This is a genomic window from Streptomyces sp. NPDC045678 (assembly GCF_056432085.1).
The window spans coordinates 117,903-144,647 of record NZ_JBWKJS010000001.1; the positions used below are offsets into that span (position 1 = coordinate 117,903).

The window sequence follows — 26,745 nt, forward strand, 5'->3', positions numbered from 1 at the left end:
ACAGGACGGGCCCCTTTCGCCTAAGGTGGACGGCTGCTCGGTACGGGCAGCAGCACGGTGTGAAAGGGGCCCCGGTGGCCGACGTCAACGCAGTAATGCCGTCAGGCACACGCGACCGCGAGATCAGCGTCGAACAGGAGCATCTCGACCAGGTCTACCGACGTCTCGAGGAGAAGATCCACGAGGCGGAGTTCCTGATGAACGACGCGGCCAAGCGCTCCCAGGTCGGTACGCCCGGCGCGCTCGCCGAACGCGACGCGCAGGTCTTCCGCGCCGGCGTCCATCTGAACCGGCTCAACAACGAATTCGAGGACTTCCTCTTCGGACGCATCGACCTGCTTCAGGGCAAGGACGGCAAGAAGGGGCCCGACGGCGCGTACACGGCGGTCGAGCCCGCGGAGGGCGCGGTCCGCGAGGACGAGAGCGGCAAGTACGCGGAGATCGCGGAGACGCTGCACATCGGCCGCATCGGCGTCCTCGACGCGGACTACTCCCCGCTGGTCATCGACTGGCGCGCGCCCGCCGCCGCGCCGTTCTACCGCTCCACCCCGGTCGACCCGGGCCGCGTCGTGCGCCGCCGCGTCATCCGCTCCAAGGGCCGCAAGGTCCTCGGCGTCGAGGACGACCTGATGCGCCCCGACATCACCGCACGCCTCGACGGCGAGGTGCTCCCCGTCATCGGCGACGGCGCCCTGATGGCCGCGCTCGGCCAGGCCCGCAGCCACTCCATGCGGGACATCGTGGCGTCGATCCAGGCCGAACAGGACATGGTGATCCGCGCGCCCGCCGCATCGGTGACGTACGTGGAGGGCGGCCCCGGCACCGGCAAGACCGCGGTGGCCCTGCACCGGGCCGCGTACCTCCTCTACCAGGACCGCCGCCGGTACGCGGGCGGCATCCTCATCGTCTCCCCGACCCCGCTCCTGGTCGCCTACACGGAGGGCGTGCTGCCCTCCCTCGGCGAGGAGGGGCAGGTCGCGATCCGCGCCGTTGGCTCACTGGTGGAGGGCGTGGAGGCCACCGAGTACGACAGCCCGGCGGTGGCACGGGCCAAGGGCTCGTCGCGGATGCTGAAGGTCCTGAGGAAGGCGGCTCGGGGGGCTCTGGAGGGGGCGACCACTAACCCTCCGGCCGCCGCCCCGCAGGACGGGCAGCTGTCCTTCGGGGACGACGAGCCCGCCGACCCCCGGCCCGCCGCCACCCCCACCCGCCTCCGCGTGGTCGCCTTCGGCCGCCGCCTCGAACTCGACGCCGAGCAGCTGAACCGCGTCCGCGGCAACGCCCTGAGCGGCACCGCTCCCGTCAACCTGCTGCGCCCCCGCGCCCGCAAGCTCCTCCTGGACGCCCTGTGGTCGCAGTCCGGCGCGGCGGGACGGCACACCGACCCCGAGCTCGCTGCCGAGCTCCGCTCGTCCTTCGACGACGACATCACGTCCGAGGACGACTTCATCCGGTTCCTGGACGCGTGGTGGCCCGAGCTCACCCCGCGCGGGGTGCTCACCGCGATGAGCGACGAGAAGCGGCTCGGGCGGTGGGCGCGCCGGATCCTCAACCCGGGCGAGGTCCGCAAGGTCGCCCGCTCGCTGCGGCGCGACGCCCTGTCCGTGCACGACGTGGCGCTCCTCGACGAGCTCCAGGCGATCCTCGGCACGCCGCACCGCCCCAAGAAGAAGCGCGAACTCGACCCCCTCGACCTGCTCACCGGGCTCGAGGAACTGATGCCGCGGCGCGAGGAGTCCCAGCGCGAGCGCGCCGAGCGGCTCGCCGCGGAACGTACCGAGTACGCGCACGTCATCGTCGACGAGGCGCAGGACCTCACCCCCATGCAGTGGCGGATGGTCGGCCGCCGCGGCCGGCACGCCACGTGGACCGTCGTCGGCGACCCCGCCCAGTCCTCGTGGTCGGACCCGGACGAGGCGGGCGAGGCCCGTGACGAGGCCCTGGGCACCCGCCCGCGCCGCCGTTTCGAGCTGACCGTCAACTACCGCAACCCCGCCGAGATCGCGGAGCTCGCCGCCAAGGTCCTGGCCCTGGCGATGCCGGGCTCGAAGTCCCCGTCGGCGGTCCGCTCCACCGGTGTGGAGCCCCGCTTCGCCGTCGTACGGGACAAGGACCTCGGCGCCTCCGTGCGGGAGGAGGCGGCGCGGCTCCTGGAGCGGGTCGACGGGACGGTCGGTGTCGTCGTGGCGATGAACCGGCGCGAGCAGGCGGCGCGCTGGCTGAAGGGTCTCGGCGACCGTGTCGTGGCGCTCGGCAGCCTGGAGGCCAAGGGCCTGGAGTACGACGCGACGCTCGTCGTGTCGCCCGCGGAGATCGCGGACGAGTCCCCGGCGGGCCTGCGCGTCCTGTACGTGGCGCTGACCCGTGCGACGCAGCAGCTCACGGTCCTGTCGGGGGAGCGCGATGAGCCGGACGAGGACGGAGTGCCGGACCTGCTCAGGGATTGATCCGAGCGGGTTCTCGGGACGGGAATTGCCTTACGGGGTTCGTTTGTTACCTTGGATGTGGCACCGGCCCGATCCAAGCCCCCGGGCCCAACCATCGTCGCTACGAGCGACCACTTGCCGCGAGGCGAGCATGGCGGGTCGGTGTCATGAACGTACGGGAGAGGCCCACGTCACCACGTGACGTGGGCCTCTTTCCGTGTTCCCGAGGTTGCGGAGCCCTCTTCCGCGACGGGCCAACTTCTCGTATGGTGGAAACAAGTTTCCAAAAATGCAGCGCACTGGCCGGTGAACAAAACGTTCTCAATCCGGGGCGGCTACCACGTACTCGGCGGTAGGTGCGACCATCGGACGGCAAGAGCTACAAGGTGAAAGCAGAGGAAGTCGGCCATGGCAACGGCGCCCAGCGTCTCCTACTCGATGACGGTCCGGCTGGAGGTGCCCGCGAGCGGAACGGCGGTCTCCCAGCTCACCACGGCCGTCGAGTCTTCCGGGGGCTCGGTCACCGGCCTCGACGTCACGGCCTCCGGCCACGAGATGCTGCGGATCGACGTGACGATCGCGGCGTCCTCCACCACGCACGCCGACGAGATCGTCGAGCAGCTGCGCACCATCGAGGGTGTCACCCTCGGCAAGGTCTCCGACCGTACGTTCCTGATGCACCTCGGCGGCAAGATCGAGATGGCGTCGAAGCACCCCATCCGCAACCGTGACGACCTGTCCATGGTCTACACGCCGGGTGTCGCCCGCGTCTGCATGGCGATCGCGGAGAACCCCGAGGACGCGCGCCGCCTCACCATCAAGCGCAACTCCGTTGCGGTCGTAACGGACGGTTCGGCCGTCCTCGGCCTCGGCAACATCGGCCCGAAGGCCGCGCTGCCGGTCATGGAGGGCAAGGCGGCCCTCTTCAAGCGCTTCGCGGGCATCGACGCCTGGCCGCTCTGCCTGGACACCCAGGACACCGACGCCATCGTCGAGATCGTCAAGGCCATCGCCCCCGGCTTCGCGGGCATCAACCTGGAGGACATCTCCGCGCCCCGCTGCTTCGAGATCGAGGCCCGGCTGCGCGAGGCCCTCGACATCCCCGTCTTCCACGACGACCAGCACGGCACCGCCATCGTCGTCCTCGCCGCCCTCACCAACGCCCTGCGCGTGGTGGGCAAGGGCATGGGCGACGTGCGTGTGGTCATGTCGGGCGCCGGCGCGGCCGGCACGGCCATCCTCAAGCTGCTCCTCGCCGCCGGCGTCAAGAACGCCGTCGTGGCCGACATCCACGGCGTCGTGCACGCCGACCGCGAGGACCTGGTCTCCCACGACGCCGACTCGCCGCTGCGCTGGATCGCCGAGAACACCAACCCCGAGGGCCTCACCGGCACCCTCAAGGAGGCCGTCGTCGGCGCCGACGTCTTCATCGGCGTGTCGGCCCCGAACGTCCTGAACGGCGACGACGTCGCGGCCATGGCCGAAGGCGCCATCGTGTTCGCGCTCGCGAACCCGGACCCCGAGGTCGACCCCGCGATCGCCCGTCAGACGGCCGCGGTCGTGGCCACCGGACGTTCGGACTTCCCGAACCAGATCAACAACGTCCTGGTCTTCCCCGGTGTCTTCCGTGGTCTCCTCGACGCCCAGTCGCGCACCGTCAACACGGAGATGATGCTGGCCGCCGCGGGCGCCCTCGCGGACGTCGTCGCCGAGGACGAGCTGAACCGGAACTACATCATCCCCAGCGTCTTCAACGACAAGGTCGCGCCCGCCGTGGCCGACGCCGTGCGCACCGCGGCGAAGGCCGCGGGGGCCGCTGTGACAGGCGCCACGGCCTAGGGACACGGCGCGTCGCGGGACCCGGGCCCCACGGGCCCCCTCTAGGGTGGCTTGGCAGCAAGCCCTCCCGGCCCCCGGCATTTCAGGGGCGGCGGACGCTTTTCGTGTGACCCCCACGGGCACCGGATTGGCTTTCCCGCCGCAGGTGGGGGCAGGATGCGTAATCGGGCGCGAGGGTCTGACGTCAGACCCGGGTCCGGGGACTGTCCGAGGACCCTGGCAGCATCGTCTTCGCTGTGCCCATCATGCGGCTCTGCCGCGTGGCACGCCTCAACGGCAAAAGAACACGGGAGTACAAACATGAACCGCAGTGAGCTGGTGGCCGCGCTGGCCGACCGCGCAGAGGTGACCCGCAAGGACGCCGACGCCGTGCTGGCCGCGTTCGCCGAGACCGTCGGCGAGATCGTTGCCAAGGGCGACGAGAAGGTCACCATCCCCGGCTTCCTGACCTTCGAGCGCACCCACCGTGCCGCTCGCACCGCCCGCAACCCGCAGACCGGCGAGCCGATCAACATCCCGGCCGGTTACAGCGTCAAGGTTTCGGCCGGTTCCAAGCTGAAGGAAGCGGCGAAGGGCAAGTAGCCCCGAGCAGCTGAAAGGGGCGGCCACCCGTGCGGGTGGCCGCCCCTTTCGCGTGCCGTACTGCTTTCGACCTGCTTTCAACGGGCCCGGAGGCCCCTCTGCGGGCCTGTCAGCCCAGCGGTGCCTTGCCGGGCAGCTCGACCTTCGCACCGAGCTTCACGAGCTTCTCCATGAAGTTCTCGTAGCCGCGGTTGATCAGGTCGATGCCGTGGACGCGGGACGTGCCCTGCGCCGCCAGGGCGGCGATGAGGTACGAGAAGCCGCCGCGCAGGTCCGGGATGACCAGATCGGCGCCCTGGAGCTTCGTGGGGCCGCTGACCACCGCCGAGTGGAGGAAGTTCCGCTGGCCGAATCGGCAGTCGGAGCCGCCGAGGCACTCGCGGTATAGCTGGATGTGCGCGCCCATCTGGTTGAGCGCGGAGGTGAAGCCGAGCCGCGACTCGTAGACCGTCTCGTGGACGATCGACAGGCCCGCGGCCTGCGTCAGCGCCACGACGAGCGGCTGCTGCCAGTCGGTCTGGAAGCCGGGGTGCACGTCCGTCTCCAGGGCGATCGCGTTCAGCGAGCCGCCCGGGTGCCAGAAGCGGATGCCCTCGTCGTCGATCTCGAAGGCACCGCCCACCTTCCGGTAGGTGTTCAGGAACGTCATCATCGAGCGCTGCTGCGCGCCACGGACGTAGATGTTGCCCTCGGTCGCCAGCGCGGCGGACGCCCAGGAGGCGGCCTCCAGGCGGTCCGAGAGGGCGTGGTGGTTGTAGCCGCCGAGGCGGTCGACACCGGTGACCCGGATGGTCCGGTCGGTGTCCATGGCGATGATCGCGCCCATCTTCTGCAGGACGCAGATGAGGTCTTCGATCTCGGGTTCGACGGCGGCGTTCGAGAGCTCGGTGACGCCTTCCGCGAGGACGGCGGTGAGCAGGACCTGCTCGGTGGCGCCCACGGACGGGTACGGCAGACGGATCTTGGTGCCGCGCAGCCGCTGCGGGGCCTCCAGGTACTGGCCGCCCTCGCGCTTCTCGATGGTGGCGCCGAACTGGCGGAGCACCTCGAAGTGGAAGTCGATCGGCCGGCCGCCGATGTCACAGCCGCCGAGGCCGGGGATGAAGGCGTGCCCGAGGCGGTGCAGCAGGGGACCGCAGAAGAGGATCGGAATGCGCGACGACCCCGCGTGGGCGTCGATGTCGGCGACATTCGCGCTCTCCACGTGCGAGGGGTCCATGATGAGCTCGCCCGGCTCCTCACCGGGGCGGACCGTCACGCCGTGCAGCTGCAGCAGACCGCGCACGACGCGTACGTCGCGGATGTCTGGGACATTGCGCAGCCGGCTCGGGGCGCTGCCGAGCAGCGCGGCCACCATGGCCTTCGGCACGAGGTTCTTCGCGCCGCGGACACGGATCTCGCCCTCGAGCGGAGTGCCGCCGTGGACAAGCAGGACATCATCGGTGACGGTCATGAATCTCGCGTTCCGATTGAATGGACAGGGGGACCAAAGGGCCAAGCGTAATGGCCGTGTACCCCCCTTCCGTAAGGCCGAGGACGCACAAAGCACGTCATGAGTTCGTGACAACACGAACCGTGCGGAACCGGACACACCGGGTCACCGGCCGTTTCGCTGGTCGCGCCTGTCCCTTCCGGCCCTGAGCTGCGTTCACTCCGGTATGCGCATTGGCTCCCCGCGCGCGGCGAAGATGCGGGATCATGTGCTCCATGACCGAGGTGTCCTCGCTCACAGGCCGGCTGCTCGTGGCCACACCGGCCCTGGCGGACCCGAACTTCGACCGCGCGGTGGTGCTGCTCCTCGACCACGACGAGAAGGGCTCGCTCGGCGTGGTCCTGAACCGGCCCACGCCCGTGGACGTCGCCGACATCCTGGAGGGCTGGGGGCGGCTGGCCGGTGCGCCCGGAGTGGTCTTCCAGGGCGGGCCCGTCTCGCTGGACTCGGCGCTCGGGGTCGCGGTGATCCCCGGCGACGAGGGTGCGCCGCCCGGCCCCCGCAAGCGGGCGCCCGCTCCCCGTGACCCCGTCGGGTTCCGCCGCGTCCACGGCGCGATCGGCCTCGTCGACCTGGAGGCCCCGCCGGAACTCCTCGCTCCGGCCCTCGGCTCCCTCCGTATCTTCGCGGGCTATTCGGGGTGGGGTCCTGGGCAGCTGGAGAGCGAGCTGGAGGACGGTGCGTGGTACGTGGTCGAGTCCGAGCCGGGGGATGTCTCGTCGCCGGATCCTGAGCGGTTGTGGCGGGCGGTGCTGCGGCGCCAGCGCAGTGAGCTGGCGATGGTGGCTACCTATCCGGACGATGCGTCGCTGAACTGAGGGTGGTTTCGGTTCCGGTTCCGGGATCGGGTCCGGGGTCGGGGTCGGTTCCGGGCTCGGGTCCGGGTCGGGGTCGGTTCCGGAGCGCCTGTTGTTCGTCTGTGGGCGCGGGGCCGCGGGGGTATGTGCGTACTCGCCATCCCTGCGGCGCGCCTCGACATTCCCGGCCGTGGTGGTGTCCTCGGTGCTCCGTGCGCACATACCCCCACGTCCCCTCCCGTCTCATGCGCGGGTGCGGCCCGGTAGGGAGTGGCGTGCGGACATCCCCGCCGGCCTTCTCCACGCGCCCGCCTCCAGTGAGCTCGGGCCCCCAGTCCCCACCCGCCTGTCCCCGGCGAGCCGGGGGGGGCCGCCCCTACTCCCACTGGACGTCGCGGGGTAAACGGGTGGGCGGGTGGGGAGCTTCCGCCGCGAAGCGGCGGGGTTGGGGCTCCTACCCGCGCAGGGCGGTGCGGGGTGAACGGGTGCGTGGGTGGGGGTGGTGTTCCTGCGCGGGCAAGGCGGGCGGGGTGGTCTGGTGCAGGTAGCGCTCCGCCAGGGGGTGGGGGTCTTTGGCCGGGATTGCCAGGTGGACGGTGACCGGCGGGGCGTTCTTCAGGCGTACGTGGCGCAGGGCCGGGTGCGCGTGTCGGTGGGCCACCGGCTCCGGGGCGACGCCCACGCCGTGGCCCGCGGCGACCGCTTCCAGCCACTCGTCGAGGTTGTCCGCCGTGCAGGCGAGCCGGGGCCGGCGCTCCGGGGGCCACAGGTCCGGGCTCGTCGTGCCGGTCACCGTGTTCACGACCAGCGGCACGTCCGCGAGCTCCGCCCAGTCGACCACGCGCCGCCCCGCCAGCTCCGCCGCCCCGCGCGCGACGACGGCGACGCGCGGCTCCCGCAGCAGCACCCGCGTGCGGACCGCCGCGTCCGACGGGACGTCACCCCGTACGACCGCGACATCGCACGCGCCCGAGAGGAGTCCGGCGAGGGGTTCGTTGCGGCGCACGAGCCGCACGCCCGCACCCGTCGCCGCCTTGAAGGCGGGCACCAGCTCGGCGCAGGCCTGCGGCAGGAGTGAGGTGAATCCGAGCCGCAGGAGCGGAGGCTCGCCTGCCGCCGTGCGCAGCGTCCCGTCGAGTCGGGAGAGCAGCGGCGCCAGCTCGTCGCGCAGGCGGGCCCCGGCTTCGGTGAGGGCGACCCGGCGCGTGGTCCGCTCCAGGAGGCGGGTACCGAGCGCGTCCTCCAGTGCCCGCACGGTTCGTGTCAGTGCGGGCTGGCCGACGCGCAGGACCGCGGCGGCCTGCGTGAAGTTCAGCTCGTCGGCGACGGCGAGGAAACCTCGCAGGTGGCGCAGTTCGACGCCGGGCGGTACGTGATCCATGCCGCCCCAGCATAAATGGGCGACGCGCGCATTTCTCCCCGGATGCGGAGGCTGCCTACGTTTCCAGCCTTCTCGAGACAAGGGAGATGAACGCCGTGCGCAAGGTGTGGCTGTTGATGGTGGGGTCCTTCACGCTCGGGCTGGACGCCTACGTGATGGCGGGGCTCCTGCCGGTGGTCGCCGACGACCTGGGGACGACCGTCTCCCTCGCCGGGCAGATGGTCACCGTCTTCACCCTCGCCTACGCGGTGAGCGCCCCGCTCGTCGCCGGACTCCTCTCAGGGGTCCGCCCGCGCGTGCTGATCGTCGCCGCGCTCGCCGTCTTCGCGCTCGGCAACGGGCTCACCGCGCTCGCGCCCGGCCTCGCCGTGCTGCTCGTCTCCCGGGCCGTGGCGGGGGTCGGCGCCGGGGTCTACTCGGCGCTGTCCACCGCGGCCGCCGCCGCGCTCGCGGGGGAGGAGCGGCGCGGTCGGGCGCTCGCGCTGGTGATGGGCGGGATGAGTTCGGGCACGGTCCTCGGCGTGCCGCTGGGCGTGCTGCTCGCCGACCACACCTCGTGGCGGGCCACGATGTGGCTGGTGACGGGGCTCGGTGCGGTCGCGCTGGTCGGGCTCGGGGCGGGGCTCCCCGACCTTCCCGCCGCGCCTGCCGTCCCGGTGCGGGCGCGGCTCGCGGCGCTCACCGACCGCACGGTGCTGCCCGTCGTCGGCGTCTCGTTCCTGGGCGCCGTGGCGAGCCTCGGCCTCTACACCTACCTCGCCCCCGTGCTCGCCTCCTCGGGCGGCGTGGGCGACGGGGCGGTGGCGCCGTACCTGTGGGCGTGGGGGATCGGCGGAGTGCTCGGCAGCGTCGTCGCGGGACCGCTGGTGGACCGTACGGGCCGGGTGTACGTCCTGGTGACCGGAGTCGTCTCCACCCTGGTCGTCGCGATCGGCGTCCTGCCGCTGCTCGGCGCCGCCGCCTACCCCGCGCTCGTCGTCTGGGGCGCCGCGGGCTGGGCGTTCCAGGTCCCGCAGCAGCACCGCCTCCTCGCCCTGCGCGCCGAACGCGGCACGGTCGCCCTCGCCCTCAACAACTCCGCCCTCTACCTGGGCAGTGCGGTCGGCTCCGGAGCGGCCGGGCTCGCCCTCGCGGCGGGGCTCGTCCCCGGGCACCTGCCCTGGGCGGCGGCCGTGGTCGCCGGGGCGGGCCTGCTCCTGCACCTCCTGCACAGGGCCCCCGCCCACCCCGCCGCCGGGTCTCCCGACACGGCCGCTGCCGGGACGCGCCGCGCGTGAGTACCCTTGGCCGTTATGAGCACTCTTGAGCCCGAGCCCGAGCGCGGGGCAGGTACGGGGACCCTCGTTGAGCCGACACCTCAGGTGTCGCACGGTGACGGCGACCACGAGCGCTATGCGCACTACGTCCAGAAGGACAAGATCATGGCGAGCGCGCTGGACGGCACGCCCGTCGTAGCGCTCTGCGGCAAGGTGTGGGTCCCCGGCCGCGACCCGAAGAAGTACCCCGTCTGTCCCATGTGCAAGGAGATCTACGAGTCCATGGGTGCCGGTGGGGACAACGACAAGGGCGGCAAGGACGGCGGCAAGAAGTAGCACCTTCCGGCCTCTTCCGGCCACCGACAAGCACCCTTCGCCCGAGGGGCGTTGCGCCTGTCGCAACGCCCCTTTTGCGTTGTGCAATCGCGTGACAGCCTACGGCTTCATGACCTTTGAGCACCTCATACCGGCGCCCGCACGCGCCGAGGCCACGCAGAGCTCGTCCTTCGTCATCGACGCCGACACGACCCTCTGGGCAGGTCCCGGTACCGAGTCCACCGAGCGGTGGCTGCGGGCCGCGCTCGGCGCCGCGCTCGGTCTGCCCCTCCGCCCCGGTGCCGAAGGCGCCGCCAACTCCCTTGCCCTGCACGTCGACGACTCCCTGGAGCCCGAGGCGTACCGGCTCACCGTCGACGGCGACCGCGTCGAGATCCGCGGCGGCGCGGGCGCCGGTGTCTTCTGGGGTGCCCAGACGCTCCGTCAGCTCGTCGGCCCCGACGCCTTCCGGCGCGCGCGGCTGCGTCCCGGTGCCGAGTACGCCGTCCCCGGGGGCGTCATCGAGGACGCTCCCCGCTTCGGCTGGCGCGGCATGATGCTCGACGTGTCACGGCACTTCATGCCGAAGGACGGCGTCCTGCGCTACCTCGACCTGCTCGCCGCCCACAAGCTCAACGTCTTCCACTTCCACATCACGGACGACCAGGGCTGGCGCGTGGAGATCAAACGCCACCCGAAGCTCACCGAGGTCGGCGCCTGGCGCTCCCGCACCCGGTGGGGCCACCGCGCGTCGCCGCTCTGGCAGGAGCACCCGCACGGCGGCTACTACACGCAGGACGACATCCGCGAGATCGTCGCGTACGCGGACTCCCTGCACATCACCGTCGTCCCGGAGATCGACATCCCGGGCCACTCGCAGGCCGCGATCACCGCGTACCCGTATCTCGGCAACAGCGACGTCGTCGACACCGAGGCGATGACCGTCTGGGACTCCTGGGGCGTCAGCCCGAACGTCCTCGCCCCCACCGAAGAGGTCCTCCGCTTCTACGAAGGGGTCTTCGAGGAGATCCTCGACCTCTTCCCCTCCACCTTCGTGCACGTCGGCGGCGACGAGTGCCCCAAGGACCAGTGGAAGGCGTCGCCCACCGCGCAGGCCCGCATCAAGGAGCTCGGGGTCGGTGACGAGGACGGGCTCCAGAGCTGGTTCATCCGGCACTTCGACCGCTGGCTCGCCGACCGCGGACGCCGGCTCATCGGCTGGGACGAGATCCTGGAGGGCGGCCTCGCCGAGGGCGCCACCGTCTCCTCCTGGCGCGGCTACCGGGGCGGCATCGACGCGGCCAAGGCGGGCCACGACGTCGTCATGTGTCCCGAGCAGCAGGTGTACTTGAACTTCCGCGAGGACGGCGGCCCCGACGAGCCGATGCCCATCGCGTACGTCCGCACCCTGGAGGACGTCTACCGCTTCGAGCCCGTCCCCGCCGAGCTCACCGAGGAGGAGGCGGCCCACGTCATCGGTACCCAGGCCAACGTCTGGACCGAGGTGATGGAGCACCAGGGACGCGTCGACTACCAGGTGTTCCCGCGCCTCGCGGCCTTCAGCGAGGTGGCGTGGCGCCGGCTGCCGGCCCCGGCCGAACGTGACTTCGCCGACTTCGAGCAGCGAATGACCGCTCATTACGCGCGACTTGACGCCCTGGGCGTCGACTACCGTCCGCCGAGTGGTCCTCTCCCGCGACACCGGCGACCCGGTGTGCTCGGACGCCCGATCGAGGGGGCGCCCCCAAACGTGTGAGCAACGCCCCGGGGGCGTGCTCCCGGCGGCCCGCGCGGGCAGCGTGGACCGTCGGGACCGTCGGGACCGCCGGGAAAGCAGCCTGCGGGAAGGCGTGCGAAATCGCCACATCCGCCTGGTTCGCGGACGAATGCCTCCTAGCGGACCCCCGCGTCGGGGCCCGGGGAAGATGTGCCAGAGTTGCCACGTCCGGGTTGTGAGCACGTACCGTACGGCGGAACAGGCGTAACGGTGACACGTCGCGAAACGGCGAGCACTTCACATACGCGATGTACGTGGAGCACGCGGCCGGACATCGGGAAGGGGCAGCCGGTTTGACCACGCACGCACCGCAGGCGGCGCAGACACCGCAATCGGTGAAGCTGCCCGCCACGCTGGACGAGGCAGTGGCGGCGCTCGCCGCCATGCCCGCCGCCGTGCCCGTCGCCGGCGGCACGGACCTGATGTCCTCGGTCAATTCGGGGCAATTGCGGCCGGCCGCGCTCGTCGGCCTCGGCCGCATCAGCGAGATCCGCGGCTGGCAGTACCAGGACGGCCACGCCCTGCTCGGCGCCGGTCTCACCCACGCCCGCATGGGCCGCCCCGACTTCGCCGCGCTGATCCCCGCCCTGGCGGCCGCCGCGCGCGCCGCAGGGCCGCCCCAGATCCGCAACGCGGGCACCCTCGGCGGCAACATCGCGTCGGCCGCGCCGACCGGTGACGCGCTGCCCGTCCTCGCCGCGCTCGAAGCGGTGCTGATCATCGCGGGACCCGGCGGCGCCCGCCGCGAGATCCCCGTGTCGCACCTGCTCGCACGCATGGACATGCTCCGCCCCGGTGAACTCATCGGCTTCGTGCGCGTACCGCTCCTGCACGCCCCCCAGGTCTTCCTCAAGGCGACCGGACGCACGGGCCCGGGCCGGGCCACGGCCTCCGTCGCGCTGGTCCTCGACCCCGCGCGGCGCGGGGTGCGGTGCGCGGTCGGCGCCATCGCGCCGATGCCGCTGCGGCCGCTGGAGGCCGAGGAGTGGGTGGCCTCCCTGATCGACTGGGACGGCGAGCGGGGCAGCCTGGTCCCGGAGGCGGTCACCGCCTTCGGTGAGTACGTGGCCACCGCCTGCATCCCCGACCAACCCCCGGCGGCCGACGGCACGGAACAGCCGCTGGCCCCCGCGGTACTGCACCTGCGGCGCACCGTCGCCGCGCTGGCCCGACGAGCACTGGGGAGGGCGCTGTCGTGAGCGACGACCGGCACGAAGAGAACACGGCCGACGGAGGCGGCTGGCAGCCGCATCCGCAGGGGGAGTACGACTCCGACGCCACGGCGTTCGTGCAGCTCCCCGAAGGCATGCTGGACGTCCCGCTCGCCGCCCCCGGCCACGGCTACGTGCCGCCGCAGATAACGGTCAGCCCCACCGTCACCGGTGCCACCGACCCGGCCGCCACCGGCGCCTGGGTCATGCCGCCCGAGGTGACGGGCGCGGTGCGCTGGCCCGACGCGGGCACGGTGCAGGAACAGGCGCCCGTGCACGCGGACCCCCACGCGCACGCGGACCCGCACGCGCACGCGAACCCGCACGGGTACGACCCCCGGGCGACCGGCCAGTGGAGCTTCCCCGAGGCGGAGTCGCCCGCGGGGCAGCAGCCGACGTACGAGCAGGAGTACGAGCCGGCCTACGAGCAGGAGTACGCCCACCAGTACGGGCAGGAGCCCGCGGCTCCCCCCGCCGACGTCACCGGCCAGTGGTCGATCCCCGTCGCCAATGGTGATCTGCCGGACGAATCGGGCGAGTTCACGGCGTCCTCGCTCGCCGCACAGTGGGGCGGCGGCACGCCTCCCGCGACGCTGCCCGGCGGCGCGCCCGCGCCCTGGGCGACCGGGGCGGGGGCCGGTGCGCCGTGGGGCGCGCAGGCGCAGGAAATGCTGCACGAGTCTGCTCCGGCGCCGGTCTCGGAGCCGGTCACGGAGCCCGAGCCGCAGCCCGAGGCCGAGGCGGAACCGGAGAGCCGGTTCGAGAAGACGCAGCTGCTGCGCGCGATCAAGCTGCCGTCCCAGGAGCCCCCGGCCGCGGAACCCGAGCCCGAGCCCCAGTCGGCGCCGGAGCCGGAGCCCCAGCCGGAACCCGAGCCCGAGCTGGAGGCCGCGCCCGAGCCGGAGCCCGCTCCCGAGCCGGTCGAGGAACCGGCCGACGAGCCCGCCGAGGTCGTCGAGCCTGCCGAGGTCGTCGAGCCCGTCGCGCCCGTCGACGCAGCGCCGGAACCCGCACCGGAGCCGGACCCCGCCCCCGTCACCGCCCCCGAAACGGCCCCTGAAGACGCCGAGTCCGCGGGTGTTCCGGATGAAGCGGTCACCCCGGACGAATCGGTCACCCCGGACGAGACCTCCGCGCCCGCCGAGACCCCCGCACCCGCCGAAGCCCCCGACGTCACCCCTCTCCACGACGACCACCCCCTCGTCTCCTACGTCCTTCGTGTGAACGGCACCGACCGTCCCGTCACGGGCGCGTGGATCGGCGAGTCGCTGCTCTACGTCCTGCGTGAGCGCCTCGGGCTCGCCGGGGCCAAGGACGGGTGCTCGCAGGGCGAGTGCGGGGCCTGCAACGTCCAGGTCGACGGCCGCCTCGTCGCCTCCTGCCTCGTGCCCGCCGCGACCACCGCGGGCAGCGAGGTCCGCACCGTCGAGGGCCTCGCCGCCGACGGGCAGCCCTCCGACGTGCAGCGCGCGCTCGCCGCGTGCGGGGCCGTGCAGTGCGGCTTCTGCGTACCCGGCATGGCGATGACCGTGCACGACCTCCTCGAGGGCAACCCCGCCCCCACCGACCTGGAGGCCCGCCGCGCCCTGTGCGGCAACCTCTGCCGCTGCTCCGGCTACCGCGGTGTCCTCGACGCCGTGCGCGAGGTCGTCGCCGAGCGCGAGGCGTCCGCGCAGCACGAGCACGAGCAGGAGCACGACCAGCACGGTCACGCCGAAGCCCACATCCCGCACCAGGCAGGCCCCTACGGCCAGGACGGAGGCCACGCGTGAGCACCGAGACCACCACAGCGACCACGCCCGCCGCCGACCGCCCGGCGGCCGAGCAGCCGCCGCACGGCATCGGCGCGTCGCTGCCGTCCGCGGAGTCCCGGGTGAAGACCGAGGGCACCTTCCCCTACGCCGCCGACCTGTGGGCCGAGGGCCTGCTGTGGGCGGCGGTCCTGCGCTCCCCGCACGCGCACGCCCGCATCGTCTCCATCGACACCAGCCACGCCCTGGAGATGCCGGGCGTCCACGCGGTCGTCACGCACGAGGACGTGCCGGGCGAGCCGCTGCACGGCCGACGCACCCCGGACCGGCCGGTGTTCGCCTCCGATGTCGTACGCCACCACGGCGAGCCCATCGCCGCCGTGGCCGCCGACCACCCCGACACCGCGCGGATGGCCGCCGCGGCCGTCATCGTCGAGTACGAGGTGCTCGAACCGGTCACCGACCCGGAGAAGGCCTTCGAGGCCGAGCCGCTGCACCCCGACGGCAACCTCATCCGCCACATCCCGCTGCGGCACGGCGACCCGGAGGCGGCAGGCGAGCTCGTCGTCGAGGGCCTGTACCGCATCGGCCGGCAGGACCCGGCGCCGATCGGCGCGGAGGCCGGCCTCGCGGTGCCGCGGCCCGACGGGGGCGTGGAGCTGTACATCGCCTCGACCGACCCGCACGCCGACCGCGACCGGGCCGCCGCCTGCTTCGGCATCACCCCGGACCGCGTGAAGGTGGTCGTCACGGGTGTGCCGGGCGCGACCGCCGACCGCGAGGACGCGGGCTTCCAGCTTCCGCTCGGGCTCCTGGCGCTGCGCACCGGCTGCCCCGTCAAGCTCACCGCGACCCGCGAGGAGTCCTTCCTCAGCCACGCCCACCGCCACCCGACGCTCCTGCGCTACCGCCACCACGCGGACGCCGAGGGCCGTCTGGTGAAGGTGGAGGCGCAGATCCTGCTCGACGCGGGCGCGTACGCGGACACGTCGTCGGAGGCGCTGGCCGCGGCGGTCTCCTTCGCGTGCGGCCCGTACGTCGTGCCGAACGCGTTCATCGAGGGCTGGGCCGTCCGTACGAACAACCCGCCCTCCGGGCACGTGCGCGGCGAGGGCGCCCTTCAGGTGTGCGCCGCCTACGAAGCCCAGATGGACAAGATCGCCAAGAAGCTGGGCGTCGACCCCGCGGAGCTGCGGCTGCGCAACGCCATGGCGACCGGCGACATCCTGCCCACCGGCCAGACGGTGACGTGCCCCGCGCCGGTGGCCGAACTCCTCGCGGCCGTGCGGGACGCCCCGCTGCCCGAGCTGCCCAAGGACACCCCCGAGGACGAGTGGCTGCTGCCCGGCGGCCCGGAGGGCGCGGGCGAACCGGCTGCCGTCCGGCGCGGCGTCGGCTACGGCCTCGGCATGGTCCAGCTCCTCGGCGCCGAGGGCACGGACGAGGTCTCCACGGCCACGGTGAAGGTCCACGACGGCGGGGCGACGGTGATCTGCGCGGCCGTCGAGACCGGCCAGGGCTTCACCACGCTGGCCCGCCAGATCGTCCAGGAGACCCTGGGCATCGAGGACGTGCGGGTCGCTCCCGTCGACACGGACCAGCCGCCCGCCGGGCCGAGTTGCCGCGGCCGTCACACGTGGGTGTCGGGCGGGGCGGTGGAGCGTGCGGCGAAGATGGTCCGCACGCAGCTCCTCCAGCCGCTGGCCCACAAGTTCGGGATGTCGACCGAGCTGCTCCAGATCAACGACGGCAAGATCACCTCGTACGACGGCGTGCTCTCCACGACCGTCACGGAGGCCCTCGAGGGCAAGGAGCTCTGGGCCACGGCCCAGTGCCGTCCGCACCCGACGGAGCCGCTGGACGAGGCCGGGCAGGGCGACGCGTTCGTCGGCATGGCGTTCTGCGCGATCCGCGCGGTCGTGGACGTCGACATCGAGATCGGCGCGGTGCGGGTGGTGGAGCTGACGGTGGCGCAGGACGTGGGCCGCATCCTCAACCCGGCCCAGCTGAAGGCCCGCATCGAGGCGGGCGTCACGCAGGGCGTCGGCGCGGCACTCACGGAGAACCTCCGCACACCCCGCGGCCTGGTCCGCCACCCCGACCTGACGGGCTACGCCCTCCCGACCGCCCTGGACACCCCGGACATCCGCATCGTGAAGCTGGTGGAGGAGCGGGACGTCGTGGCCCCGTTCGGCGCGAAGGCGGCCAGCGCGGTCCCGGTGGTGACGTCCCCCGCGGCCGTCGCCTCGGCGGTCCGCGCGGCGACGGGCCGCCCGGTGAACCGCCTCCCGATCCGCCCGCAGGCGGCGGTCGCGACATGACGCCGCCCCCGGCCCTCGACGGTACGGGAGCGGTGGTGGTCGTCACCGGGATCATGGCGTCCGGCAAGTCGACGGTCGCGCAGGCGCTGGCCGAGCGGCTGCCGAAGGCCGCGCACGTGCGGGGTGACGCGTTCCGGCGGATGATCGTGTCCGGTGGGGTGCCGTACGAGGGTGTGCCGGGCGGCGAGGGCGAGGCGCAACTCCGGCTCCGTTACCGGCTCTCGGCGTCCAGCGCCGATGCCTACGCCGACGCCGGGTTCACCGCCGTCGTCCAGGACGTCATCCTGGGCGAGGAGTTGACGGCGTACGTGGACCTCCTTCGCACCCGCCCCGCGTACGTCGTCGTGCTGGCCCCGCGCCCCGAAGCGGTCGCGGCCCGCGAGGACGCCCGCGGCAAGACGGGGTACGGCGCGTGGACGGTCGGGGACCTGGACGCGATCCTGCGGGAGCGGACGCCGAAGGCCGGGCTCTGGCTGGACAGCGGCGAGTTGACCGTCGACGAGACCGTCGACGCCGTCCTGGCGAGGCTGGACGAAGCCCGGGTGAAGTGACTCCACCCGGACTCCGCGGGGCGCGCTACTTGCCGTAGTACGCGTGGTGCAGCGACACGGACGACTTGTTGCCGTCCTTGTCCGTGATCCTCGCGCGCAACGAGATGCCTTTGCCCTTCGCCGGGTTCTGCACGGAGACCCTGCCGTCCCGGACGGCGACCTTCCTCCAGCTCCGGCCGTCGTCGTACGAGACGTGCACGGCAAGGGACGTGAGATGCCCCGGACCCGCCGCCGCGCCCTGCACCGTCACCGGGACGGACTGGGTCGCGCCCGCCGGGGCACGGCTCGACAGGTCGAGCTTCGGGGCGAACCGGGCCGTGGAGACCGGCAGCTTCGTGCGGCCCGTCGTGTTCTTCGAGCGGAACGTCCAGGACGCCTCCACGCGCGACGACGCCGCGGCCACCTTCGGGTCACGCCGTACGGACGCGGTCAGCCGGTACTCGGCGTCGCCCGCCGGTACCGTGAACGTCTCGGCGCCGGTCACCGCGTCCTGGTTCTCCGCGATCTTCGTGCCGTTGCGGTACAGCGTCGACTTCTCGGCGGAGTACGCGCTCCAGCCCCGGTGTCCCTCGCCGTCGGCGACGACGGGGATGCGGCCGCCCAGCTTGTCGCCCTCGCGGAAGACGCCGTCGGTGGGGGTGTTCAGGGCCGGGCCGAAGGCGCCGACGTTGAACGTCCGCGTGTAGCTCCGGCCCGCCTCGAAGGTCGCGGGCGCCATCTCGTAGTAGCCCTCGAGAACCGGCTCGCCGTCCTCGTCCTCGTCGCCGTACTGGTCGAAGCCGATGCCCCACTTCGTGCCGCCGGTCGCGGTCACGTACGTCGTCGTGGTGCGCGGCAGCTTCGTCGGCTCGAAGATGTGCGAGATGCCCCCCGCCTCCGGCAGGTATCCGGCGACGGAGAGGGAGCCGGACCGCCCCGGGGCGGAGGCACCGGAACGGACCTTGACCGTGGCGAGGTCGGCACGCTTCAGGTGCCTGGTGTAACCCGTCGAGAGCTTCTTCACCATGCCGCCGACGAGCATGTCGTAGCGGGTGCCCGCACCCTTCGTCCAGGTGCCGAGCCACTGCTCGCTGAACCCTTCGGGGACCTCGGGGCCGAGGTGGGCGGTGCGCAGGCCCTTGAACGTCGCGTTGGTGGGGGAGGACTCGTACCCCTTGTAGAGGTAGCGCGGCTCGCCCGACACCGGCTTCGCGGCACGGTCGGGGACCGTGATGTCGACGGGCTTCGCCCTGCGGGCGTCGAGCGTCACCGTCATGTTCCTGTCGACGGTCAGACGGGGCCGGACGAGCCAGTCGGTGCCCTTGCCGGCGTCGTCCGGGTCGACGTGGACGGCCCAGTCGAGCAGGTAACTCCCCTTGGCGACACGTACCTTGGTGGTCCCGCCGCGCGGGAAGAGGTTGAGGCCCTTGTCCGCGCCGGTGATGGCCGACATCGACGAGTCGTGGTGCGAGGTCGGCCTGCCGTCGCGGCCGAGGGTCTTCAGCGTCACGTCGTACCGCTCGATCTCGCGCTCGACGGCGGCCGCGGTGCGCACGGACTGGCCGCCGCCCTCCGCCACGACGTACGCGGAGTACGAGCCGTCGACCGTGCCGCCCAGCTTGGAGTCGGCCGTCAGGTCGACGGAGGTGGTGCCGCCCGCGGGGACGGTGACCTTCTTCGCGCCGAGGGTGAAGAAGCCGGCCGGGGCGGGACGGCCCTTCGGGTCGGTGGCGGACACGGTCAGGTCGAGGGTGACCTCGTCCTTGCCGAGGTTCCGGTAGGTGACCTTCTTGGTGACCGGCTTGTCGTCGGTGTGCGGCCACTGCTGCGTGCCGAAGCTCACCGACACCGGGTCGGCGATCACGGTCTGCTTGATGGCCCTGTCGACGGCGATGCGTCCCGAACCCTGCTGGAACGCGGTGTAGTTGCCGCCCTTGGTGGAGGCGGCGAGCGCGCCCTTCAGCTCCGTGTACTTCCAGTCCGGGTGCTGCTGCTTGAGCAGGGCGGCGGCGCCCGCGGCGTGCGGGGTCGCCATCGACGTACCGGAGATCGTCAGATAGCCCTCGGGGTTCTGGCCGACCTCCTTCTCGATGACCGAGCCGGGTGCCGCGGCGGCCGTGATGTCCACGCCGGGCGCGGTCACGTCGGGCTTGATCGCGCCGTCACCGACCCGCGGGCCCTGGCTGGAGAAGTCCGCCAGCTTGTCGTTGTCGTCGACCGCGCCGACGGTGAGGGCGGCGTCCGCGCTGCCGGGGGAGTTCACCGACGTAGTGCCGCCGTCGTTGCCCGCCGAGACGGTGAAGAGGATGCCCTTGTCCTTGGAGAGCTTGTTGACCGCGGCTTCGAGCGGGTCGACGCCGGGGGTGTCGTAGCCGCCGAGGCTCAGGTTGACGACGTCGGCGCCCTCGGATGCCGCCCAGTCCATGCCGGCGATGATCCCGGAGTCGTCGCCCTCGCCGGTGTCGTCGAGGATCTTGCCGCTGAGCAGCTTGGCGCCGGGTGCGACGCCCTTGAACCTCCCGCCGGACTCGGCGCCCGTGCCGGCCGCGATGGAGGCGACGTGCGTGCCGTGGCCGAAGCGGTCCCTGGCGTCCGGCGCGGTGGAGAAGTTCTTCTCGGTGAGGATCTGCCCCTTGAGGTCGGGGTGCGCGGAGTCGACGCCGGAGTCGAGCACGGCGACCTTGACGCCCTTGCCGTCGTACCCGGCGGCCCACGCCTTGTCGGCGCCGATCTGCTTGACGCTCCTGTCGAGGGTGGCTTTGCGGGTGGCGTCGGGCCAGACGTGGCTGATGCCGTCCTTGCGGCTGGTGAGCGCCTTCCACAGGGCGGTGGCGTCCTGGGGCGGGGTGGTGAGGGCCTCGGCGTTCAGCGCGTGCAGGGTTCTGCGGACGGTGGTGTCTCCTGCGGCGCGGATGTCGGCTTTGGCGGCGGTGGCGGAGCGCCCTTCGTAGCCGACGATGAGCTTGAAGTTTCTCTTGGGCTTCAACTCGGCCGTGTCGAACAGCCGTTGGTCCAGCGTGCCGTCCGCGATCAGGCGTCGCGCGTCGGAGGGCAGGACGAGCGTGTGGCCGTTCGGCAGCCGTTGCGTCCGCACGGGTATGCGTTCGCGTCCCTTCGCGGGCCGGAAGCCGGTGACGCGCCCCGAGCGGTCGACGGTGACGCGGTCGCCGGTGAGGAGGGTGAGGTGACTCATCCGGTCGTGGACGGGGTCTGCCGCCGGGGCGCGGGTGGTGCGGGTGGTCGTCGGTGTGGCCGACGCGGGGCCGGTCGTGCCCGCTGCGAGGGCCATGGCGGCGGCCGCGGCGACGGTGGCCGCGCCCGCTCTTCTGGCGTGGTGGCGCAAGTCTTCCCCCTGGAGTCGTGGTCCGAGGTGCTGTCCGGCGAGTATGCAGAGCTGTGGGGCGCGTGCCGAACCCCGTTACACAACCGGGGAGTTGGGGTTACACGGCTGTGTGGTTCCCATGAGATTTTGAGAGATGGTTCACGGGAACCCGCCGTGCACCCCCCCCGGGAACGCGAGAGGGGTGGTCCTCTTGAGGACCACCCCTTCGGTCGGGCGAGAGGCCGTGGCGGGAATCGAACCCGCGTTACTGGATTTGCAGTCCAGCCCCTAAGCCACTCGGGCACACGGCCAAGTCGTCGACTGAACCCGTCGACCTGACTTCTCGAACGTAGCCGTGGTCCCGCCACCGCCTCAAGCGATCACGGGGTGCCGCAACGGGACTGCCATACGGCGTTCACGAAAGAGGCGCGCGGAGCGCTCGGGCAGTCGAAGGAACACCACGGCGCGTCACTGCGGCTGCCCGAGGCCAAGGGAGCGATTGCGGCGGCCATGCCGATGCTCACGGGCGAATTCACGAGCCGCGAACTGGAAGTCGTGGGCGGTCTCGGCGCGGGCGGCCTTGGTGCGGGCGACTGACGGCGCGCCGCGCTTTCCCCCCGGCGGCGGAGGCGGATCGCCACGCGGTACGACGTGCCCGCTCCGGAGCCCGCTCCTGGCGGCGGTGACCCGGTCGTACCACCCCCGTCAACTAGGCCAAGAACTGGCCTAGTTGCCTCCTAGTGTGGCGCCTGTCCGACGGAGCGGTACCAACGGAAGGCAGTCACCACCATGCCCCACACCGAGACCACGACCCTCGACCAGCCGGCCGTCACCGGCGAGCGTGCCGACCTGCTGGAGGCGCTGGCCCAGCACCGGACCATGGTGCGCCACACCGCCCGCGACCTCACCGACGAGCAGGCGGGGCTGCGGACCACCGTCAGTGAGTTGTGCCTGGGCGGCATCATCAAGCACGTCACCTCGGTCGAGCGGGTGTGGGTCGCCTTCATCGAGGAGGGTCTGCCCGCCCTGGGCAACGTCACCGACATGTCCGACGACGACTGGGCCCAGCGGGCCGACGAGTTCCGGATGCTGCCCGGCGAGACGCTGTCGGGCGTACTCGACGCGTACGCGCAAGTGGCCGCCCGCACCGACGAGGTGGTGCGCGCGCTGCCCGACCTCGACGTGTCCCACCCCCTCCCGGAGGCCCCGTGGTGGGAGCAGGGCGGCCGGTGGTCGGCCCGCCGGACCCTCCTGCACGTCATCGGCGAGACCGCGCAGCACGCGGGCCACGCCGACATCATCCGTGAATCCCTGGACGGCGCCCTCAGTATGGGCTGACCGTGCTCGTCAGGACCGCGCCGGCGACGACGTCGAGGAGGCGGTCGGCGCGTGGCGCGAGCGAGGGCTGATCACCGGCCCAGGCGACCATGGCCACCAGCGCGAACAGGTCGGCGCCGTCGATGTCGTCCCGCGCCGCGCCCGTTTCCTGGGCGCGGGTGAGCAGCCGTGCTCCGGCCGCGCGCAGGGTCACGCACGACGCGTGGAGCGCGGACTCGGGCTCCTCGATGGCGGCTGCCATCAGCACGGTCGCGCCCCGATACTCCGTCGTCCACGCGACGGCGTCACGCAGCCACGAGACGAGAGCCGCCCCGGGCGCATCCGACGTCTCCAGCGCGCACGCCTTCTCCGTCAGGTCGTCGAAGCCCGTGCGGAGCAGTGCGTCGAGCAGCGCCTCGCGCGTCGGGAAGTGCCGCAGCAGCGTGGCGAGCCCGACGTCGGCCCTGCGCGCGATGTCGCGCAGGGCCACGTCGACGCCCTGCTCGGCGATGGCGGTGCCCGCTACGGCGAGCAGATGGTCGCGGTTCTTTCTGGCGTCGGCCCGCATCCGTCCCTCTTGTTGACTATCCGGTTCAGTGGTCCATATATTCGGACCAGTGGTCCACTTATGTGGATCGCTGGTCCGGATGAGCGTATCCCGCGGCGTGAGCAGGAGAGAAGCGATGGCACCCCACACGATGAAGGCGATCAGGCTGCACGAGTTCGGCGGCCCCGAGGTTCTGCGCCACGAGGACGTGCCGGTTCCCGAACCGGGGCCGGGGGAGGTGCTCGTCCGCGTGCACGCCGTCGGGCTCAACCCTCCCGACTGGTACGCACGTGAGGGGATGCCCGACGTACCCCCCGAGCTCAAGCCCCCGATCCACCTCCCCCTCGTCCCGGGGACCGACGTCTCGGGAGTCGTGGAAGCTCTCGGTTCCGGCGTCGCCGCCGACCGTGTCTCGGCCGGGGACGAGGTGATCGGCCTGCTGCGCTTCCCGACGGCTCTCCAGGGCAGTGCGTACGCCGAGTACGTCACCGCTCCGGCGGCCGACCTCGCCCCCAAGCCGGCCACCGTCGACCACGCACACGCCGCAGGCCTCCCCATGTCCGGGCTGACGGCGTGGCAGTACCTGATCGAGCTCGGGCACGACCACCCCTCGCCGTTCCAGGAGGCCCGGCACCGCCCGGTCGCCCTCGACGGCGACACCACCGTCCTCGTCAATGGAGCCGCGGGCGGCGTGGGCCACATCGCCCTCCAGCTGGCCAAGTGGAAGGGCGCCCGAGTCATCGCCGTGGCCTCCGGCGCCCACGAGGCGTTCCTGCGCGACCTCGGCGCCGACGAGTTCATCGACTACACCAAGGAGCGGCCCGAGGACGTCGTCCGTGACGTCGACCTCGTCCTGGACACGGTCGGAGGCCCACGCAGCAGGCGCTTCCTGCGCACGCTCAAGCGCGGCGGCTCCCTCTTCCCGGTGTACTTCGGCGACTTCGACGACGCCGAGAACGCGGAGCTCGGCATCACGGTCACGCTCACCCAGGTCCGGTCGAGCGGCGCGCAACTCGCCGCACTCGCCCGCCTGGTCGACGCGGGCACGGTACGGGTCGCGCTCGACAGTACGTACCCGCTCGCGGACGCGCGGGCGGCGCACGAGCGGGCCGCCCGTGGGCACCTCCAGGGCAAGATCGCCCTCACGGTCGCGAGCTGAACTCCGACGCCTGCCCGACGAAGGCACCCAAGCGTGCCCGTTGGTCCGTAGCCCCAACTTTCGCCTGGACATAGGTTGTTCGAACGTATCGCCGCCTACGTGTCGGGTGTCGGCCTGCGAGATGAGGAGCCATGGGTTACGAGCGGGACAGTGGAAAATCGGGCCGGGCCGAGGAGAGGCGTCCATCGATTCATGCGCGAGCGCAGGGTGCCGGTCGGCCCGGGCCGGGGCTGATGGCTCTGCAGCGCAGCATGGGGAACAGAGCCGTGGTGGGGATGCTCGAGGGTTCCGGGCACTTAGGAAGCGGCTCCTTGTCGGTACAGCGTACGGACGAGGGGCTGACGCTCGGCGCCAACACCAGCGGGAAGTCGAGGGCCGCCGACCCGGCGTTCGAAGCGGAGGCCATGGCGTTCGAGCGCAAGCTCGCCGCCAAGGCCTCCTCGCACGCCTCCGCCAAGGGCGCCATGGCCGACATGGCGACGAAGGCCAAGGCGTACATCAGAAGCGGGGTGGGCGGCGCCTGGGATCACGCCGATCAGCGGCTGGCCGAGATCTTCAACACCGTCGGTCAGGAAGGCGTCGAGAAGTCGGGCTTCGTCGGTACCGCGGTCGCCGATGTGATGGCCGTCTTCGACCAGGGCACTCTGAGCGAGCAGTACACCCATATCGTGCGCTTCTTCACCGAGGTACTGGCCCGGGACCTCGCCGGCTCCGCGAAGCGGGAGGAGATCGACCAGCGCATGAAGGAGGCCGAGCTGAACATGCCCTTCCTGCTGGACCGCCGACGGGCGATGCTGCGGGCCGGCGGCACTCCGGAGAGCGTCGTCACCCGTGACATCGCGCCCGTTCCGCCGGGCTCGGCGGTGGAACACCAGGGGGACGCGCGAGTCCGGCGCAACGATGTGCTGAAGGCCCTGAACCCTGAAACGGAACCCGGCGAGACCGGGCGTACCGAGCACACGGTCGCGCAGACCGGCCTCGATTTCAGTGACCGGCAGGCGGCGATGCACACGAAGGACGACCCGAGCTGGAACGCGCAGCAGGATGCTCTGAAGTGGCTCGCCGGCGCCAAGGTCTGGATGATCAACGAGAAGAACACCTGGGTGGAGGCGCAGCGCAAGCTCAGTCTGCCGCTCGGCGGCGGCCCTTCCGGCACGACCAACACGATGATGAGTGCCGCCAAGGCGCTCAATGCGGACAAGTACGGCGCCCGGCTCGCGTCCATCGCGTTCCTCATCGGAGCGAGCCACCACACCCTCGTCGAGATCATGGCGGCGGCCGAGCCGTTCGGTTGTGAGTACGATCCGACGCAGGGGCTGTACCGGAACGTCAAACCCCTGACCGAGGACGAGCTGCGGTCCTGTGGCAAGGACGGCAGGTTCCCCGGGGAATCGCCGCTTGCTGGAACGTCGACGGGAACGGGAACGGGAACCGGGGCATGACGACATTCTGTGGTCCCTACCCCGAGTTGGTGGGCGCGCGCTTCTGGCTGCCGACGCAGCCGTTCGAGTTCGGCTGGGCGTCCCTCGTGGGCTGCAACGCGCTGCGCTGCACGAGCTGCGGTGAACCGGTGCGGTCGGAAGTGCTGCCCGACGGAGAGCACCGGCGCTACGCCTGCGGATGCCACCGGCGGGACACGGTCTGGAGCTACCGGATCGGCTCCGAATCGGACGACCTGTCCCCGGCGTTCACGGACTGGGTGTGCGGTGGGCACCCCGACTTCGGACTCCCCTCCGTCCTCGACGGGGTGGAGCTGAACGAGGCCACCGACTGGGACGCCCTGGTCGTCGAGGCGGCCCTGCGACCACCCTTCGACCCGCCCGGTGTCGAACTGCACGCCCGCTGGCTCACCCGGCTCCACCGTCTCCTCGGCGCCGAACGGACGGCACTGAGCCGGGCCGTGGCCGGCCTGCTGGACTCCGAGGACCCACACCTGGTGCGGACGGCCTACGACTTCTTCACCAACGAGCGGGACGCCGCCGGGGTCGAACTCCTGACGGACTCGGTGGCTCGGCGCCGGGAGTGGCTGGACAAGACGCCGGACCCGCGCCGTGCCTCGTCCACGCTGCTCAGCGGCGCGGCGCTGCTGCTGCACGAGAGGCTTCTGGTGGTGGACGACTCCGGCGCCCCCGTCGACGGGCCGGCTCTCACCCTGACCAAGGAACTCGCCCTCGCCGGTATCGGCCCCAGCGACACGCCGCTGACGTTCCGCGACTACGACCCGGACTGGCTCTGGGCCCATGGCGGCGCCCTGACCGCCGCGAACGCGGAGTGGGTCGAGACACTCGTCTACGCCACTACGTGGGCCTCTGCCGCGCGCCGGGAGAAGGTCCTCGCCGAGATGGCCGAGGTCGCCCCGGACGCGGTCCGCGCGTCCATCGAGCGGCAGCTCGAGCAGCCCGACTGACCTGACCTGACCTGGTCTGGTCTCGTCTGGTCTGGTCTGGTCTGGTCTCGTCTGGTCGTACGGTCCGCTGTCACCGGGCCTGTCCGCGTGGCCGCACCGGGGTGCTCGGTGTCTTCGATGGTTACCGGGGCCGCCCGGTTTTTAGCGGAGTGTGGCGGTTCCGGGCCGGCAGTAAAGGGCGCTCCCTGCGGTCGCGTCGGCTGCGCCGATTCCGCTGCGCTCCACCCTTGACTCCCGCCCCTGCACCGCACGTGAACCTTGACCCGGACGGCCAGGGGTGGGGGCGACGGGGCCGCTGGGATGGGTCATCACCTC

Annotated in this window: 20 protein-coding genes and 1 tRNA gene; 16 read left to right on the top strand and 5 right to left on the bottom strand. The window is 72.1% G+C overall.

Going from position 1 to position 26,745, the window contains the following annotated elements; all coding sequences use genetic code 11:
* Positions 1-95 precede the first annotated feature (95 nt).
* The 3 genes from AC07DO_RS00450 (at position 96) to AC07DO_RS00460 (ending at position 4,847) form a co-directional block, all read left to right on the top strand.
* The gene (locus tag AC07DO_RS00450; RefSeq protein ID WP_479057475.1) at positions 96-2,447 is read left to right on the top strand and encodes a HelD family protein; all 2,352 of its coding nucleotides are present in this window, start codon (positions 96-98) and stop codon (positions 2,445-2,447) included.
* Positions 2,448-2,834: 387 nt separating this feature from the next.
* Positions 2,835-4,265 carry an NAD-dependent malic enzyme gene (locus AC07DO_RS00455; RefSeq protein WP_479056039.1) on the top strand — a complete coding sequence of 477 codons (1,431 nt, stop codon included), beginning with the start codon at positions 2,835-2,837 and terminating at the stop codon, positions 4,263-4,265.
* 300 nt (positions 4,266-4,565) lie between these two features.
* The gene (locus tag AC07DO_RS00460; RefSeq protein ID WP_016645140.1) at positions 4,566-4,847 is read left to right on the top strand and encodes an HU family DNA-binding protein; all 282 of its coding nucleotides are present in this window, start codon (positions 4,566-4,568) and stop codon (positions 4,845-4,847) included.
* Positions 4,848-4,956: 109 nt separating this feature from the next.
* Here AC07DO_RS00460 and murA read toward each other — a convergent pair whose 3' ends face one another.
* The gene (gene murA, locus AC07DO_RS00465) at positions 4,957-6,300 is read right to left on the bottom strand and encodes a UDP-N-acetylglucosamine 1-carboxyvinyltransferase (protein ID WP_479056040.1); all 1,344 of its coding nucleotides are present in this window, start codon (positions 6,298-6,300) and stop codon (positions 4,957-4,959) included.
* 254 nt (positions 6,301-6,554) lie between these two features.
* Here murA and AC07DO_RS00470 point away from each other — a divergent pair, with 254 nt between their 5' ends.
* Positions 6,555-7,157 carry a YqgE/AlgH family protein gene (locus AC07DO_RS00470; RefSeq protein WP_479056041.1) on the top strand — a complete coding sequence of 201 codons (603 nt, stop codon included), beginning with the start codon at positions 6,555-6,557 and terminating at the stop codon, positions 7,155-7,157.
* A gap of 433 nt (positions 7,158-7,590) precedes the next feature.
* On the opposite strand, the gene AC07DO_RS00475 is transcribed toward AC07DO_RS00470, so the two are convergent.
* Positions 7,591-8,517, bottom strand: coding sequence for a LysR family transcriptional regulator (locus AC07DO_RS00475; RefSeq protein WP_479056042.1), 927 nt, complete (start codon positions 8,515-8,517; stop codon positions 7,591-7,593).
* A gap of 86 nt (positions 8,518-8,603) precedes the next feature.
* Here AC07DO_RS00475 and AC07DO_RS00480 point away from each other — a divergent pair, with 86 nt between their 5' ends.
* From AC07DO_RS00480 to AC07DO_RS00510, 7 genes are all read left to right on the top strand, one after another.
* A complete protein-coding gene (locus AC07DO_RS00480) occupies positions 8,604-9,794 on the top strand; it encodes an MFS transporter (protein ID WP_479056043.1) in 1,191 nt (396 codons plus the stop codon).
* A gap of 15 nt (positions 9,795-9,809) precedes the next feature.
* The gene (locus AC07DO_RS00485; RefSeq protein WP_150168469.1) at positions 9,810-10,109 is read left to right on the top strand and encodes a DUF3039 domain-containing protein; all 300 of its coding nucleotides are present in this window, start codon (positions 9,810-9,812) and stop codon (positions 10,107-10,109) included.
* Positions 10,110-10,218: 109 nt separating this feature from the next.
* Positions 10,219-11,844 carry a beta-N-acetylhexosaminidase gene (locus tag AC07DO_RS00490; protein WP_479056044.1) on the top strand — a complete coding sequence of 542 codons (1,626 nt, stop codon included), beginning with the start codon at positions 10,219-10,221 and terminating at the stop codon, positions 11,842-11,844.
* 314 nt (positions 11,845-12,158) lie between these two features.
* The gene (locus tag AC07DO_RS00495; protein ID WP_479056045.1) at positions 12,159-13,064 is read left to right on the top strand and encodes an FAD binding domain-containing protein; all 906 of its coding nucleotides are present in this window, start codon (positions 12,159-12,161) and stop codon (positions 13,062-13,064) included.
* A complete protein-coding gene (locus AC07DO_RS00500) occupies positions 13,061-14,848 on the top strand; it encodes a (2Fe-2S)-binding protein (protein WP_479056046.1) in 1,788 nt (595 codons plus the stop codon). Before AC07DO_RS00495 ends, AC07DO_RS00500 begins: the two co-directional genes overlap by 4 nt.
* Positions 14,845-17,148 carry a xanthine dehydrogenase family protein molybdopterin-binding subunit gene (locus tag AC07DO_RS00505; RefSeq protein WP_479056048.1) on the top strand — a complete coding sequence of 768 codons (2,304 nt, stop codon included), beginning with the start codon at positions 14,845-14,847 and terminating at the stop codon, positions 17,146-17,148. Before AC07DO_RS00500 ends, AC07DO_RS00505 begins: the two co-directional genes overlap by 4 nt.
* Positions 17,145-17,699 carry an AAA family ATPase gene (locus AC07DO_RS00510; RefSeq protein WP_479056049.1) on the top strand — a complete coding sequence of 185 codons (555 nt, stop codon included), beginning with the start codon at positions 17,145-17,147 and terminating at the stop codon, positions 17,697-17,699. The genes AC07DO_RS00505 and AC07DO_RS00510 overlap by 4 nt, the downstream gene beginning before the upstream one ends.
* A 25-nt stretch (positions 17,700-17,724) precedes the next feature.
* Here the strand turns inward: AC07DO_RS00510 and AC07DO_RS00515 are convergent, their stop codons facing one another.
* Positions 17,725-20,967, bottom strand: a complete 3,243-nt coding sequence (locus AC07DO_RS00515; protein WP_479057476.1) for a S8 family peptidase — start codon at positions 20,965-20,967, stop codon at positions 17,725-17,727.
* Positions 20,968-21,239: 272 nt separating this feature from the next.
* A tRNA-Cys gene (locus AC07DO_RS00520) sits at positions 21,240-21,311 on the bottom strand.
* A gap of 76 nt (positions 21,312-21,387) precedes the next feature.
* Between AC07DO_RS00520 and AC07DO_RS00525 the strand changes: the two genes are divergently transcribed.
* Positions 21,388-21,597 carry a hypothetical protein gene (locus tag AC07DO_RS00525; RefSeq protein ID WP_479056050.1) on the top strand — a complete coding sequence of 70 codons (210 nt, stop codon included), beginning with the start codon at positions 21,388-21,390 and terminating at the stop codon, positions 21,595-21,597.
* A 192-nt stretch (positions 21,598-21,789) separates the two neighbouring features.
* Positions 21,790-22,338 carry a DinB family protein gene (locus tag AC07DO_RS00530; RefSeq protein ID WP_479056052.1) on the top strand — a complete coding sequence of 183 codons (549 nt, stop codon included), beginning with the start codon at positions 21,790-21,792 and terminating at the stop codon, positions 22,336-22,338.
* Here the strand turns inward: AC07DO_RS00530 and AC07DO_RS00535 are convergent.
* Positions 22,325-22,885 (bottom strand): TetR/AcrR family transcriptional regulator, encoded by a 561-nt coding sequence (locus AC07DO_RS00535; protein WP_479056054.1) that lies wholly within the window; start codon positions 22,883-22,885, stop codon positions 22,325-22,327. The two genes, AC07DO_RS00530 and AC07DO_RS00535, sit on opposite strands and share 14 nt — an antisense overlap.
* Positions 22,886-23,000: 115 nt before the next feature.
* Between AC07DO_RS00535 and AC07DO_RS00540 the strand changes: the two genes are divergently transcribed.
* The 3 genes from AC07DO_RS00540 (at position 23,001) to AC07DO_RS00550 (ending at position 26,430) form a co-directional block, all read left to right on the top strand.
* Positions 23,001-24,023 (top strand): NADP-dependent oxidoreductase, encoded by a 1,023-nt coding sequence (locus AC07DO_RS00540; protein ID WP_479056055.1) that lies wholly within the window; start codon positions 23,001-23,003, stop codon positions 24,021-24,023.
* A 131-nt stretch (positions 24,024-24,154) separates the two neighbouring features.
* Positions 24,155-25,465, top strand: a complete 1,311-nt coding sequence (locus AC07DO_RS00545) for a hypothetical protein (protein WP_479056057.1) — start codon at positions 24,155-24,157, stop codon at positions 25,463-25,465.
* Positions 25,462-26,430, top strand: a complete 969-nt coding sequence (locus AC07DO_RS00550) for a hypothetical protein (RefSeq protein WP_479056059.1) — start codon at positions 25,462-25,464, stop codon at positions 26,428-26,430. The genes AC07DO_RS00545 and AC07DO_RS00550 overlap by 4 nt, the downstream gene beginning before the upstream one ends.
* Positions 26,431-26,745 lie beyond the last annotated feature (315 nt).